Source organism: Bradyrhizobium arachidis (assembly GCF_015291705.1).
Lineage (GTDB): Bacteria > Pseudomonadota > Alphaproteobacteria > Rhizobiales > Xanthobacteraceae > Bradyrhizobium > Bradyrhizobium arachidis.
The window spans coordinates 6,566,470-6,579,996 of sequence record NZ_CP030050.1 but is presented as its reverse complement, the minus strand read 5'-3'; the positions used below and the strand labels follow the sequence as shown (position 1 = coordinate 6,579,996).

The window sequence follows — 13,527 nt, the reverse complement described above, 5'->3', positions numbered from 1 at the left end:
CCCGGAATCTCGAGATTCCGGGTTCACGCTTGCGCGTGCCCCGGAATGAGTAGGGGGTGGAATGGCCAGGTTTGCGAGCAGGAAGGCGCGGCAGCATGCCGTGCTCTCGGAGGATTACGAGCGCGAGCTGACGCGGGAGGTGCTGCGCACCGAGCTGTTGCGGGTGCGGGCGCTGATCATGACCGGATGCGTCATCATCATCCTCCTCACCACGATGTATTTGATCGACCCTGCCGTCGTGAACCGGGTCTGGCGTGGTACGGGCGGGCTCGTCAAGGAATACGGCCTTCTGATCGGCTTCATCCTGCTCGAGGTGTGGATTTACGCCCAGATCAGGCGGAACCTCAGGCTCAATCGCGATCTGCCGGTGGCCCGGCGCTACATCGGTGCGCTCATCGAGACGTCGCTGCCCACGCTCATCCTCCTTCTGCAAATCCGGACCATGGGCGCGAGCCAGGCGCTCGGCTTCGCGGTGCCGCTGGTCTACTTCATCTTCGTCATCCTCTCGACCCTGCGGCTCGATTTCTGGCTGTCCACCTTCACTGGCTTTGTCGCGGCGTCGCAGCTGTTCGCCGTCGCGCTGATTTATGATCCTGACAGCGGCGTCGGCGAGCCACAGACCTATTTCCACGCGGTGCGCAGCGTCATCCTCCTGATCTGCGGCGTGCTGGCGGGAGCCGTCGGCGCGCGGTTGCGGCGGCAATTTGCCGCGAGCATCGCGGCGGCCACCGCGCGCGACCGCGTCACCAACCTGTTCGGCCAGCACGTCTCGCCGCAGGTCGTCGAACGGCTGATGGCGGAGGGCACCAGCGCCAGCGGCGATATCCGACGCGTCGCCGTGATGTTCGTCGATTTCCGCGGCTTCACCGCCGGGGCGCAGTCGCGCACGCCGCAGGAGGTGGTCGACCGGCTCGACGGCGCCTTCGCTGTGCTGGTCGACATCCTCGATCGCGAGGGCGGCATCGTGAACAAGTTTCTCGGTGACGGCTTTCTCGCCCTGTTCGGCGCGCCGCTGGAGGCCTCGGATGCCGCGCATCGCGCGGTCGCGGCCGGCCGCGAGATGCTGACCGCGATGGACCGCATCAATGCAGAGACGAGCTGGCCGCTGCGGATCGGCATCGGCATCCATTTTGGCGAGGTCGTCGCCGGCAATATCGGCTCGCCCCGGCGCAAGGAATACACTGTCATCGGCGACACCGTGAACTTCGCCTCGCGGCTGGAAGCTTTGAACAAGGAGTTCGGCTCGCAGCTGTTGATCTCCGCGTCGGTGCGCGAGGCCCTCGGCGATGACGGCAAGGATGCCGTCGCGCTCGGCGAAGTCGAGGTGCGCGGCTACGAGCGGCCGGTGCCGGTGTTTCAACTGGGATAGACTGCTCGCATTTCGTTGAATTCGCGTGATGAAATATCCCGCCTCGTTTTCCGCTCTCGCACTCAGGAAGTCGAAAGCTCTCGGCTTCCGTTTGCCATGCGGAGAAGATCCATGTCCCGATTGACCCTTGTCTCAGCCATCCTCATCGCTGCGGCCGTCTGCCAGATGCAGGCCGCTGCCGCCCGCGACGTGATCCCGCGCCACGCCCAGCCTTCGGCAACTGCGGATTGCGTGAGAGCGCCAGCGGCAGGGGCGTTTGCCTCGGCGCCTTACAAGCAGCCGCCCTGCATGCCCAAGGCAACAAACTGACGCGAGCGGCGTCGGGCCGGCAGGTCTGCCGGCCCGACATCGCTTTCCACCTTCTCCCCGTGCGCGGTATTTTCGTAGTGCTTGACTCCCATCTCATCTAGTCATCTATATGACTAGATGAATGCAGCCCCGCACGACGACCGCCTGCCGCGCTACCAGCGCCTGCGCGACGACCTCGCCGCGCGGATCAACCGCAATGAGTGGCGGCCGGGCGAGCCGATCCCGTCGGAGGCCGAGCTCGGTGCGCATTACGGCGTCGCCATCGGCACCGTGCGCAAGGCGATCGACCAGCTCGTCAGCGATGCCGTGCTGGAGCGCCAGCAGGGCCGCGGCACCTTCGTGCGCCGCGCGCGCTTCAACTCCTCGCTGTTCCGCTTCTTCCGTTTCCAGTCCGAGAGCGGCGAGCGGCGCGTGCCTAAAAGCCGCATCATCCGCCGCAAAAGCGTGCCGGCGAATTCGGCCGTCGCCTCCGCGCTGCGCATTCCCGTCGGCGAGCCCGTGATCAGCCTGTCGCGCCTGCGTCTGATCGACGACGTGCCGCTGCTCGCCGAAGAGATCTGGCTCCAGCAGTCGCGCTTCGCAAAGATCCTCGACATCGACACCGCCGAGTTCGGCGACTTGCTGTACCCGCTCTACGAGGAGCGCTGCGGCGAGGTGGTGGTCTCCGCCGAGGAAATCCTGACGGTCGAGACCGCCAATGAGATGCAGGCGCGCCTGCTCAGGCTCGAGACCGGCGCGCCGCTGATCGTGATCGAACGCCTTGCGCTCGACCTCGAGCGGCGGCCGATCGAATGGCGCCGCTCGCGTGGCCCGGCGGATCGCTTCCGCTACCACGCGGAGATCCGCTGACGCGGCCTTTCAACGACATCAAGCAACAACGAGTACAGGGGTGGAAACATGTCGAACTGGTACAGTGAAAGCTCGCCGCTGGAGCGGCGCACGTTCTGGGCAAGCTTTGTCGGCTGGGCGCTGGATGCGCTCGACGTGCAGATGTTCGGCCTCGCCATCCCCGCGCTGATCGCGGCCTTCGGCATCAGCAAGGCCGATGCCGGCCTGCTCGGTTCGATCACGCTGTTCTTCGGCGCGTTCGGCGGCTGGATCGGCGGCGCGCTCGGCGACCGCTTCGGCCGCGTCAAGGCGCTTCAGATCACGGTCGCGACCTTCGCGCTCGCGACCTTCGCCTGCGCCTTCGCGATGACCTACACCCAGCTCCTGATCCTCAAGGCGATCCAGGGCCTCGGCTTCGGCGCCGAATGGGCCTGCGGCGCGGTGCTGATGGCCGAGATCATCCGGCCCGAGCATCGCGGCAAGGCACTCGGCTCTGTGCAGAGCGCCTGGGCGGTGGGCTGGGGCGCCGCCGTGCTGCTCTCGGCGCTCGTGTTCACCTATGCGCCGGCAGACATCGCCTGGCGACTCCTGTTCGCGCTCGGGCTGTTGCCGGCGCTCCTCATCATCTTCATCCGGCGCGGCCTGAAGGAGCCACCGCGATCTGTGGCCGCCGATAAGACGCCGTTCTTCGCCACGCTCTCCGGCATCTTCCATCGCGACGTGCTGCGCTCGACGCTGATCGGCGGCCTGTTCGGCATCGGCGCCCATGGCGGGTATGCCGCGCTCACCACCTTCCTGCCGACATACTTGCGCGAGGTGCGGCACCTGTCGGTGCTGGGTTCCAGCGGCTATCTCGCCGTCATCATCGTCGCCTTCTTCTGCGGCTGCGTCGCGAGCGGCATCATCAGCGACCGCATCGGCCGCCGGGCCAATGTCGCCTTGTTCGCCAGCGCCTGCATCATCACGGTGCTGATCTACATCTTCGCGCCGCTGACCAATGGCGAGATGCTGGTGCTCGGCTTTCCGCTCGGCTTCTTCTCGGCCGGCATCCCGGCCAGCATGGCGGCGCTGTTCAGCGAGCTCTATCCCGCCGGCGTGCGCGGCACCGGCGTCGGCTTCTGCTACAATTTCGGCCGCGTCGTCTCTGCGGCATTCCCCTTCCTGGTCGGCTTCCTCAGCGATCACATCGGGCTTGGACCGGCGATCGGCATCGATGCGGCGTTTGCTTATTCGCTGGTGCTGATCGCGGTGCTGATGCTCCCCGAGACCCGCGGCAAGGTTTTTGAGCAGACCGCCGCGACGCGCGCCTGACGACAGATGGGGAGTAGCCACCATGACATTCGCCCAGCGCGGCCTCACGCGTCGCCAGTTCGGCGCGGGCCTTGCGTCGCTCGCCACGGTGGTTGCGACCACAGCCAGGAGTGAGGCGGCCTTGCCCGATATCGACACCCACGCCCATGTCTTCCACCGCGGCCTCAAGCTCGCTCCGGGCCGGCGCTATGCGCCGGACTACGACGCGCCGCTGCCGCTGTATCTGGAGCAGCTCGATCGCAACGGCATGACGAATGGCGTGCTGGTGCAGCCGAGCTTTCTCGGCACCGACAATTCCTATCTGGTCGAATGCCTGAAGCAGGCGGCTGGGCGCCTGCGCGGCATTGCCGTGGTCGATCCCACCATCACCGCGGACGAGCTGCGCGCGCTCGACCGCGCCGGCGCGGTCGGCATTCGTCTCAATCTCGTCGGCCAGCCCTTGCCTGATCTCGCCGCCCGCGAATGGACGGCGCTGCTCGCAAACGTGAAAGCCATGGGCTGGCAGGTCGAGGTCCAGCGCAATGCGTCCGATCTCGCGGTGCTCGCGCCGCAGCTGCTCGATCACGGTGTTACCGTCGTGCTCGATCACTACGCGCTGCCGGATCCGAAGCTCGGTATCGCCGATCCCGGCTTCCGGTCTGTGCTGAAACTCGGCGCGACGAAGAACGTCTGGGTCAAGATCTCCGCGCCGTATCGCAACGGCGCGATCGGCGAAGATTTTGCGAAGGCGGCCTATCCGCTGCTGCGCGACGCCTACGGCGTGGATCGCCTGTTGTGGGGCAGCGATTGGCCGCACACGCAGTTCGAGGCTTCGCAGAGCTACCAGAAGAACCGGCAATTTCTCGACACGCTGATTTCTGAAGCGAGCGAGCGGGCGCAAGTGTTGGCGTCACCACGGTCGCTCTTCCGCTTCTGACTCCCCCTTGCGCCATTGCTCCGATTGCACTCAATTTTGGGGCATGACGGACGATGTCGCCGGCCTGTAGACTGCCGCGCGATGCGGCCGGTCGTGGCCGCGACTTGCATGGGGAAGTGACGATGCAGCGCCGCTACATCACCGTCGACGTGTTCACCGACCGCGCCTTCGGCGGCAATCAGCTCGCCGTGGTGCTCGATGCCGGCGGCTTGTCGACCACGCAGATGCAGGCGATCGCGACCGAGTTCAACTATTCCGAGACGACCTTCGTACTGCCGCCGCGCGACAAGGCCAATGACGCCGAGGTTCGCATCTTCACGCCGGTGCTGGAGATCGCCTTTGCCGGCCATCCCAATGTCGGCACTGCCTTCGTGCTGGCCTCGATGGCGAAAGAGCCGAAACCGCGCCTGCTGTTCGAGGAGAAGGCTGGCCTCGTGCCGGTCGAGATCGTGCGAGAGCAGGGCCGGGTGATCAGGACCGAGCTCACCGCACCGCAGCCGTTGGTGCGGCATGTGCCGCTGTCGCCTGCTGAAGCCGCAAGCTGCATCTCGCTGAGTGCGGATGACGTCAAGACCGACAACCACGCACCACATGTCGTTACCGTCGGAAACGCGTTCGTGGTGATGGAGCTGCATTCGCGCGAGGCGCTGAAGCGGGCGCGGCCCGACGCTCTAGCCTACGGCAAGGTCTTGCCGCGCGACGGTGCCCGCTCGGTGTGGTTCTATACGCGCGACGTGCCGCCGGCGGAGGCGCCTTGCGAGCGGCAGGCGCGGATGTTCATGCGCGGCGCCAGCGGTCTCGTCGAGGACCCCGCCACCGGCAGCGCCACGGTCGCCGCCGCGGCGCTGTTTGCCGATCTCGATCCCACGCGTGACGGTGAATTGAAGCTCACCATCGGCCAGGGCTTCGACATGGGCCGGCCCAGCATCCTCCAGACGCGCGTGCGCAAGCAGGGCGGCAAGATCGTGTCCGCGCATGTCGGCGGCAGCTGCGTGCAGATGATGGAAGGGACGTTCAAGCTGGCGGGGGAGGGGTGAGCTCTTTCCGCTCGTCATTCCGGGGCAGCGCGAAGCGCTGAGCCCGGAATCCATCGGGCGGCAGAGTTGGTGGATGAATGGATTCCGGGCTCGCGCTGCGCGCGCCCCGGAATGACGGCGGAGGTGGCTACACCTGCCGCCCCGCCAGATTCTTCACCGCCACCCCATCGCGCTCCTCGATGATCTCCGCGATCATCTGGCGGTGGCAGTGGGTGTGATCGCGCTCGTAGCAGAGCAGGCACACGGGCCCCGCCTTTTTCACCAGCGCCGAGAGCTCGTCCATCGCCTCTTTGGCCTCGGGCGCCTTCAGGTGCTTCGAGAAGATCTTCTCCAGCACGTCGTATTGCCCGCTACGCGCGGCAAGCCGGCCTTCCTTCGGCGTACCGAGGGCTGCGAGATGGACATAGGCGATGCCGCGCTCGTCCAAGCCCGCGGCGAGCTGCTTCTTGGAAAAGCCCGGCCGGCGCGACGACGTCACCGCGCGCACGTCGACCACGAGCTTGACGCCGGCGTGTTCCAGCTCGTCCAGCACGGCCTTGGGCGGCGTCTGCTCATAGCCGATGGTGAAGAGCTTCTTCGCCTTTGCCATCGATCACCTCAGCTCACCCGCGCGATCAGTTCCATGGCGCCGTGCGGCGCGCGCACCTTGCCCTCGTGGATGACATAAGCGAACACGTCGCGTGGCTCCTTCTTCGGCTTGGCCTTGTCAACCTTTGGCAGGTCATCCGGTTCACTGCCGGAGGCCCAGGCCTGAAAGCGCTCGGCCCAGGCATCGAGCTGCTTCGGCGGATAGCAGGTCTTCAGCTCGTCGTTACCCTTCTGCAATCGCGCGTAAACAAAATCGCTGGCGACATCGGCGATCGCCGGATATTTGCCGTGCTCGGCGAACACCACCGGCGTCTCGAACTCGCGGATCAGCGCGATGAAATCCGGCGTGCAGAAGCTGTCGTGGCGGACCTCGACGACGTGGCGCAGCGCGCGACCGTCGAGCTTGCGCGGCAGCAGCTCCAGGAACTTGCCGAAATCGGCGCCGTCGAACTTCTTGGTCGGCGCGAACTGCCAGAGCACTGGCCCGAGCCGGTCGCCGAGCTCCAGCACACCGGAATCGTAGAACCGCTTGATGGAATCGCCGGCCTCGGCGAGCACGCGGCGATTGGTGGCGAAGCGCGGCCCCTTCACGGAGAATACGAATCCGTCAGGGACTTCGCTCGCCCATTTGCGAAAGCTCTCCGGCTTCTGCGAGCCGTAATAAGTACCGTTGATCTCGATCGAGGTCAGCTTCGAAGCGGCATAGGACAGCTCCTTCGCTTGCGTCAGCTTCTCCGGATAGAACACGCCGCGCCAGGGCTCGAAGGTCCAGCCGCCGATGCCGATGAAGATGTTGCCGGATTTTTTGGACGCGGTTTTTGCTTTGGCCACGGGAGGAATCTCGCATCGACGGGGAGGGACCTCATCCTAATCAAACCAGATGTGATTGGCCAGTTGCCGCCCCCGGTCTAAGCTTGCGAGGTGACCCGCGAAAAAGGAGAACAAGATGCGGATGCTGGTGGTGGGAGCGGCGCTCGTCATGATGACATCTGCTGCCATGATATCTTCGGCCATGGCGGATGACGATGACGCAAAGAGCGCACAGAAGCTCGCCCAGCAGGGCCGCGACGATTACTGGCATTGCCTGGCGCGGGAATATTCGCGCGACAGCAATCAGGGTCTGTCGGAACAGGATTTCGGCCGCTCGGTCGCCGGCGCCTGTCCGTCGGAACGGCAGTATTACCGGGTGGCGCTGCTTGACTATCTCACCACGCAATACCCGAACATCGATTCCGGCGCGCATCTCGCCACCGCGAACAGGGCGGTCGAGTCGGCGCAGAAGGACATCGTCACGGCCTTCGTCAAGCGCCGCGCGCCGGCGAAGTAGGCGAGTGGCGAATGGCCCATGGCGAATAGGGCAAAAAGGGCAGGCCTTCCTCATTCGCTCCGCGCCATTTGCCCGGGGCCTTCCGGTGCAGCGCGCATCCGTGGTATCACTCGCCGCATCTGGAACACGGAAGGGTTTCCATGTCGTCTGAGTCGGTGGGGGGCATTCTGGGCGCGATCGTCGCGGCGATCGTGCTTGCGGTCGCCGTGGTCCTCGGGCCGATCGGCCAGTACGGCAAGCCGCCCAAGCCGAAGGTCGAGCCTGCCCCGGCTGCGGCACCCGCAGCCCCCGCCGCGCCCGCGCCGCGTGGCCCGGTGATCAAGGAAGTCCCCAACCAATAGGGCCGAAAATCGACCCTTTCGCCCCTTGCGAAGCGGGTTTGTCGTTCCTATCTAGCTTTTAACGGCGACGTTGAGCGAAAACTCCGGCGCTGGGACGACCTTGGAATAGCTTGGGCCTGCGCCGGATGTACGCGCGGTCCGCCGTTCCGGGGTCGTTGGCATTTTAGGGCCCCTTTGGTCCATTCCCCAGAAAAAACCCCGGCTTGGCAGCGCAGGACGTGGCGGATATACGCTGCCGTCATGAATGAAGCGATCAGACCGGGCGCCGACAGCCCGCCGCAGGCCCACGAAGGCCCGGAACTGTCGGTCATCGTCCCGACCTTCAACGAGCGCGACAACGTCACGGTGCTGTACCGACGGCTGGAGGCGACCCTCGCCAACGTCGTCTGGGAGGTCGTGTTCGTCGACGACAATTCGCCCGACGGCACCTGGGACGTCGTGCGCGCGCTGGCCCAGCGCGACAGCCGCGTGCGCTGCGTCCGGCGCATCGGCCGCCGCGGCCTGTCCGGCGCCTGCATCGAGGGCATCCTGGCCTCCAGCGCGCCCTATGTGGCCGTGATCGACGCCGACCTCCAGCACGACGAGACGCAGCTGCCCAAGATGCTGCTGCTGCTCGCAAGCGAGCAGGCCGAGCTCGTCGTCGGCAGCCGCTACATCGAGGGCTACAAGAGCGAAGGTTTCAACAAGCAGCGCGCCGGCGCCAGCGCGTTGGCGACCGAGCTCGCCAGGAAGATGCTGCGGGTCGAGATCGCCGATCCCATGAGCGGCTTCTTCATGATGCGCCGCGACCGTTTCGAGCAGCTCGCGCCGAAACTGTCGGTGCACGGCTTCAAGATCCTGCTCGACGTCGTCGCGAGCGCGCATGGCGGCTTGCGCACGGTCGAGGTTCCCTACACCTTTGGCGCCCGCCAGCATGGCGAGAGCAAGCTGGACTCCATGGTCGCACTCGACTTCCTCGGCCTGCTGCTGGCCAAGCTCACCAACGACATCGTCTCGCTGCGCTTTATCCTGTTCGCGATGGTCGGCGGCATAGGCCTCGTGGTGCATCTCACCACGCTGTTCATCGCCCTTGAACTGGTCAAGGTGCCGTTTGCGGAGGCGCAGGCCGCGGGCGCCATCGTCGCCATGACCAGCAACTTCGTCCTCAACAACTTCCTCACTTATCGCGACCAGCGGCTGAAGGGCTTTGCGCTGCTGCGCGGCCTGATCGCGTTCTACATCGTGTGCAGCGTCGGGCTGCTCGCCAATGTCGGCGTCGCCTTCTCGGTCTACGACCAGGAGCCGATCTGGTGGCTGGCCGGCATGGCCGGTGCGCTGATGGGCGTGGTGTGGAATTACGCGATGTCCGGGCTGTTCGTCTGGCGCAAGAAATAGCTGAGGATGGGCGGGGCTGACGCGCGGATCGTCCGCAACACCGCGCTGGTGATCGTCGCGCTGGTGGCCTTGCGCCTCGTCGCGGCCGCGTTCACGCCGATCACCTTCGACGAAGCCTATTACTGGATGTGGTCGAAGAGCCTGGCAGGCGGCTATTACGACCACCCGCCGATGGTCGCCTTTGTCATCCGTGCCGGTACCATGATCGCCGGCGACACCGAGCTCGGCGTCCGCTTGGTGTCGATCCTGCTCGCGCTGCCGATGAGCTACGCGATCTATCGTTCCGCCGCGATCCTGTTCGGCGGGGCGCGGGTGGCGGCGACCAGCGCCATCCTGCTCAACGTGACCATGATGGCCTCCGTGGGCACGCTGATCGTGACGCCGGATGCGCCGTTGCTGGTGGCCTCCAGCTTCGTGCTGTTCTTCCTCGCAAAAGTGCTGGAGACCGGGCGCGGCGTCTGGTGGTTAGCCGTCGGCGCCGCGGTCGGCGCGGCGCTGCTGTCGAAGTACACTGCGATGTTCTTTGGTGCGGCGATCCTGATCTGGCTCGCCGCGGTGCCGAAACTGCGACGCTGGTTTCTCTCGCCCTGGCCCTATCTCGGCGGGCTCGTTGCGCTGGCGCTGTTCTCGCCGGTGATCCTGTGGAACGCCGACCATCAATGGGTCTCGTTCGCAAAGCAGCTCGGCCGCGCCAAAATCGAGGACTTCCGCCCGGTCTTCATCGCCGAGCTGATCCCGACCCAGATCGCATTCGCTACCCCGCTGGTCTTCCTCCTCGGCGCGATGGGGCTGCACGCGCTGACCTGGCACCGAGCCGGCGCGCTGGCCTCACGCGTGCTGATCGAGACGATGTTCTGGACCATCGTCGTCTATTTCGTCTGGCACTCGCTGCACGCCCGCGTCGAGGCCAACTGGTTCGCGCCGGTCTATCCGCCCTTCGTCGTCGCTGCGGCGGCCGCTGCCAATCTCGTGCCGTGGCAGCCGCGCCAGCGGCGCCTCGCCGATTTCTGCCTGCGCTGGGCCGCGCCGGTCGGCACCGTGATGTTCGCCGCGCTGATCGTGCAGGCCAACACCGGCTGGCTGTCGGGGTATCGCCGCGATGCGACCGTGCGCAGCGTCGGCGTCGGCTGGCGCGAGCTTGCGGCCGAGATCGAGGCGGTGCGCATCCGCACCGGCGCGAGCTGCGTGCTTGCGCCCGACTACGGCACGACCGGCTGGCTCGCCTTCTACCTGCCCCGCGGCACCTGCGTAGCGCAGCAGAACCAGCGCATCCGCTGGGTCAACATGCCTGAGCCGGATCCCAAATTGCTGGCGGGCAAGCTGATCTATGTCGACGAGCTGCGCGAGGGCGGCCATCCCGTCCTCGAGGACTTCTTCACGCAGGTGACGCAGGTCGCGCAGTTGCAGCGCAAGCGCGGGCCGCTCGTCGTCGAAACCTACGGCATCGATCTGCTCGAAGGCGCGAGGGGCGATGTGCTGGACCGCTCGCCGCCGCCTGAACTCGTGCCTTGAGCGGTCATGTCCGGGGTGGTGTCGATTTCTCTTCGTGCTTAAGGCTTGCTCGCGCCACGCGACGATTGGTGCACGTACTGCAGGGCGGCGACGATGAGATCGCACTCGTCATCGGTCATGTCGTTATAAACGGGTAGTGCAATCACGTTGTAGGCAGTTCGCTCCGTCACGTCCAATTTCACGTCGTTCTGAGTCTTGTAAGCCGTCATGTGGTGGCATGGCGGGCTGTAATACTTCCGGACAAAGACGTTACATTTCTCGAGCGCTGATGCCAGCGCTTCACGGTCGAGTCCAAACTGCTCGGCGTCGACAACGACCGGCAGGAATAGCCAGTTCGCCTCGACACCTGCGGGTTCTCGCCCCACCTGCAGACCGGGAATTTCGGAAAGCCCGCTGCGCATGCGCTCGACGGCCCGACGGCGCGTCGCAACGGCGAGCTCGAACGTCTTGAGCTGCTCGATGCCGATGAGGGCCGATATTTCCAGCATCTTGCCGTTCAGGCCCGGCTCACCACAATCGGAACTGTCGACTTGCCCGAAGTTGCGTATCGCTTTGACGCGGGCGAGCAATTCCGGATCGTGGCTGCAGACGCATCCGCCCTCCATCGTCGAGAAGGTCTTGGTGGCGTGGAAGCTGAACATCTGCGCGTCCGCGAAGCTCCCGACCGGCTGGCCATTAACGCGGGTACCGAACGAGGGCGCGCTATCGACGAGAAATTTGAGCCTGTGGCGCCTGGCGATGTCGGCGAGCGAGGCGTAGTCGCTGGCTACTCCGTAAGCGTCGACGGCAAGGATGGCGATGGTGCGATCCGTGATCCTGCGCTCCACGTCCTCCGGATCGAGGCGCATGGTCAGGTCGTCAAGGATATCCGCGAAGACCGGTTCGGCGCCCACCCATTCCACAGCATGAGGTGTGGCGCAGAACGTGAACGACGGCACGATCACTTCGCCAGAGGTGACTCCAGCGGCCCGTAGCATGGCCATCAACCCGATCTGGCCATTGCAGAAGACGAGGGACGGGACACCGAGATATTCGCTCAAACGTCGCTCAAATTCGACAACCCAACGGGAATTGTTCGCGACCTGGCCGGTTTCCAGTGCCGTCTCAAAGGCGGCCAGGAACTGCTCTGTTTTTGGAAAGCTTGGACGCACGATATTGAGAGGATTTTGTGCCCGCGGCATCGGAAGTTCAGGCGCCACCGCGTCAGTCCTCTCGAGTCTACGACGAATACCGATATAGTCCTGCAACTTTGGCTCCATGGTGATGTGGCATGCCCACGCCACGGGTACTCGCGACTGACATCAGCTCGCGGCAACCATGCACATCTTGAGCTGCTGCGGACTTGATGCACAAGCAGCTTGCGCGCGTCACCTGACAAACGACGTCGAATAGGGAAGCAGGTCGACTAGTGATACTCTTTCTTTCCGGACGCCGACGTGATCGGGATTCTCCGCAGCCAAAGCTGTCGCGACCAGCGCTCGGTATTTTCGCGATACCAATCGATCGTCCGGCTGAGGCCATCCTGCCAGGAGAAGCTTGGTTTCCAGCCGAGCACGCGATTGATCTTCGACCAATCACCGGTATGTCTCACGACCTGTCCGGGCCGGTCGCCGACAAATTCGATCTTGGCGGGCGAATAATTCATCTTGGATATGATGTCGTGGGCGATCTCGTTGATCGTGCGGTGTTGGCCGGTCGCGACATTGAAGACTTCGCCATGGACGAGCTCGCCGGGGGCCTGAAGGACAAGATCGATCGCGCGGCAGGTATCCTCAACGTAGACGAAATCGCGGGCGGCCACGCCACCGCCGTGAACCGTCAGCGGCTCGTCGAGCATCGCGCTGGTTATGAAGCGCGGGACGAGCTTTTCGAGATGCTGCATCGGGCCGAAATTGTTGAAAGGCCGAACGATCACGACGGGAATATTGTAGGTCGCCCAATAAGAATAGATCAGCCGGTCGGCACCGCATTTGGCGCTTGCGTAAGGGCTCATCGGATTCAGCGGATGGTTTTCATCCATCATGTCCGAAACCGCATTTCCATACACCTCGGATGTCGAGACGTGGATAAAGCGTTTGATGTTGCGCCCGAACCTGGCAACAGCATTCGCCAGCGTCTGAGTCCCCAGCACGTCAGTTTGGAAGAACTGGAGGCTATCGTGAATCGAGCGCGTGACGTGGGTCTCTGCCGCCAGATGGATCACCACGTCGGCTTCTGCCACAAGCGTGTCGACCAGTGCGGCGTTGCAAACATCGCCGTACCAGAGTGACCCGCGAGAATCGTGCAAGCGAACCATATCGTGCGGAAGATTTTCGACGGCGCCCGCATAGGTCAGCGCGTCGAGGACCACGACCCTATCGAGAGGATACTTCTCCATGAGGTAGTGAACCAGGTTTGCACCGATAAACCCTGCACCCCCGGTAACCAGAATAGTGCGCATTCGAAATCCTGTTCGCAACGCGTTGCAAGGCCATGGAGGCCCGAGTTCTAGGCTGAACTCCGCGTCGCCGAATTTCATGCGTGGCGGCCGCGTCAGTCATCTCGAGTCCACGATGTCTATTGGTTATCGATATCGTCCCTAGCTTGCGCGAAGCATGCCGCGTCGCGGGGATTTT

13 protein-coding genes are annotated in these 13,527 nt (G+C 64.6%); 9 read left to right on the top strand and 4 right to left on the bottom strand.

Annotated features, from left to right (window positions below; all coding sequences use genetic code 11):
* The first annotated feature begins 61 nt into the window (after positions 1-61).
* The 5 genes from WN72_RS30930 (at position 62) to WN72_RS30910 (ending at position 5,770) form a co-directional block, all read left to right on the top strand.
* Positions 62-1,369: an adenylate/guanylate cyclase domain-containing protein gene (locus WN72_RS30930; RefSeq protein WP_092213549.1), complete on the top strand. Its 1,308-nt coding sequence runs from the start codon at positions 62-64 to the stop codon at positions 1,367-1,369.
* Positions 1,370-1,795: 426 nt separating this feature from the next.
* Entirely contained in the window at positions 1,796-2,527 is a 732-nt protein-coding gene (locus tag WN72_RS30925) for a GntR family transcriptional regulator (protein WP_027560170.1), read from the top strand.
* A gap of 48 nt (positions 2,528-2,575) precedes the next feature.
* Entirely contained in the window at positions 2,576-3,817 is a 1,242-nt protein-coding gene (locus tag WN72_RS30920; RefSeq protein ID WP_092213551.1) for an MFS transporter, read from the top strand.
* Positions 3,818-3,839: 22 nt separating this feature from the next.
* Positions 3,840-4,733, top strand: coding sequence for an amidohydrolase family protein (locus WN72_RS30915; RefSeq protein ID WP_092213553.1), 894 nt, complete (start codon positions 3,840-3,842; stop codon positions 4,731-4,733).
* Positions 4,734-4,855: 122 nt separating this feature from the next.
* Positions 4,856-5,770, top strand: a complete 915-nt coding sequence (locus WN72_RS30910) for a PhzF family phenazine biosynthesis protein (protein WP_092213819.1) — start codon at positions 4,856-4,858, stop codon at positions 5,768-5,770.
* Positions 5,771-5,897: 127 nt separating this feature from the next.
* On the opposite strand, the gene WN72_RS30905 is transcribed toward WN72_RS30910, so the two are convergent.
* Both WN72_RS30905 and WN72_RS30900 read right to left on the bottom strand, forming a co-directional pair.
* Positions 5,898-6,359: a DUF488 domain-containing protein gene (locus WN72_RS30905; protein ID WP_092213555.1), complete on the bottom strand. Its 462-nt coding sequence runs from the start codon at positions 6,357-6,359 to the stop codon at positions 5,898-5,900.
* A gap of 8 nt (positions 6,360-6,367) precedes the next feature.
* Positions 6,368-7,189: a DUF72 domain-containing protein gene (locus tag WN72_RS30900; RefSeq protein WP_092213557.1), complete on the bottom strand. Its 822-nt coding sequence runs from the start codon at positions 7,187-7,189 to the stop codon at positions 6,368-6,370.
* Between the two features lie 115 nt (positions 7,190-7,304).
* Between WN72_RS30900 and WN72_RS30895 the strand changes: the two genes are divergently transcribed.
* The 4 genes from WN72_RS30895 (at position 7,305) to WN72_RS30880 (ending at position 10,912) form a co-directional block, all read left to right on the top strand.
* Positions 7,305-7,685, top strand: a complete 381-nt coding sequence (locus tag WN72_RS30895) for a hypothetical protein (protein ID WP_092213559.1) — start codon at positions 7,305-7,307, stop codon at positions 7,683-7,685.
* Positions 7,686-7,825: 140 nt separating this feature from the next.
* On the top strand, positions 7,826-8,026 hold the full coding sequence (locus WN72_RS30890) for a hypothetical protein (RefSeq protein WP_027560163.1): 201 nt from the start codon (positions 7,826-7,828) through the stop codon (positions 8,024-8,026).
* Positions 8,027-8,266: 240 nt separating this feature from the next.
* Positions 8,267-9,400, top strand: coding sequence for a glycosyltransferase family 2 protein (locus WN72_RS30885; protein ID WP_092213561.1), 1,134 nt, complete (start codon positions 8,267-8,269; stop codon positions 9,398-9,400).
* A gap of 6 nt (positions 9,401-9,406) precedes the next feature.
* Positions 9,407-10,912, top strand: a complete 1,506-nt coding sequence (locus WN72_RS30880; RefSeq protein ID WP_092213563.1) for a glycosyltransferase family 39 protein — start codon at positions 9,407-9,409, stop codon at positions 10,910-10,912.
* 38 nt (positions 10,913-10,950) lie between these two features.
* On the opposite strand, the gene WN72_RS30875 is transcribed toward WN72_RS30880, so the two are convergent.
* Positions 10,951-12,159 (bottom strand): DegT/DnrJ/EryC1/StrS family aminotransferase, encoded by a 1,209-nt coding sequence (locus WN72_RS30875; RefSeq protein WP_159073933.1) that lies wholly within the window; start codon positions 12,157-12,159, stop codon positions 10,951-10,953.
* A 158-nt stretch (positions 12,160-12,317) separates the two neighbouring features.
* Positions 12,318-13,352: a dTDP-glucose 4,6-dehydratase gene (locus WN72_RS30870; RefSeq protein WP_027560159.1), complete on the bottom strand. Its 1,035-nt coding sequence runs from the start codon at positions 13,350-13,352 to the stop codon at positions 12,318-12,320.
* Positions 13,353-13,527: the final 175 nt, after the last annotated feature.

What these genes read in the sequence shown, in the direction of transcription:
- WN72_RS30915 (WP_092213553.1), top strand. Translation starts at nt 3,840, where the DNA reads ATGACATTCGCCCAGCGCGGCCTCACGCGTCGCCAGTTCGGCGCGGGC.
- WN72_RS30925 (WP_027560170.1), top strand. Translation starts at nt 1,796, where the DNA reads ATGAATGCAGCCCCGCACGACGACCGCCTGCCGCGCTACCAGCGCCTG.
- WN72_RS30920 (WP_092213551.1), top strand. Translation starts at nt 2,576, where the DNA reads ATGTCGAACTGGTACAGTGAAAGCTCGCCGCTGGAGCGGCGCACGTTC.
- WN72_RS30910 (WP_092213819.1), top strand. Translation starts at nt 4,856, where the DNA reads ATGCAGCGCCGCTACATCACCGTCGACGTGTTCACCGACCGCGCCTTC.
- WN72_RS30890 (WP_027560163.1), top strand. Translation starts at nt 7,826, where the DNA reads ATGTCGTCTGAGTCGGTGGGGGGCATTCTGGGCGCGATCGTCGCGGCG.
- WN72_RS30895 (WP_092213559.1), top strand. Translation starts at nt 7,305, where the DNA reads ATGCGGATGCTGGTGGTGGGAGCGGCGCTCGTCATGATGACATCTGCT.
- WN72_RS30885 (WP_092213561.1), top strand. Translation starts at nt 8,267, where the DNA reads ATGAATGAAGCGATCAGACCGGGCGCCGACAGCCCGCCGCAGGCCCAC.
- WN72_RS30905 (WP_092213555.1), bottom strand. Translation starts at nt 6,359, where the DNA reads ATGGCAAAGGCGAAGAAGCTCTTCACCATCGGCTATGAGCAGACGCCG.
- WN72_RS30880 (WP_092213563.1), top strand. Translation starts at nt 9,407, where the DNA reads ATGGGCGGGGCTGACGCGCGGATCGTCCGCAACACCGCGCTGGTGATC.
- WN72_RS30870 (WP_027560159.1), bottom strand. Translation starts at nt 13,352, where the DNA reads ATGCGCACTATTCTGGTTACCGGGGGTGCAGGGTTTATCGGTGCAAAC.
- WN72_RS30930 (WP_092213549.1), top strand. Translation starts at nt 62, where the DNA reads ATGGCCAGGTTTGCGAGCAGGAAGGCGCGGCAGCATGCCGTGCTCTCG.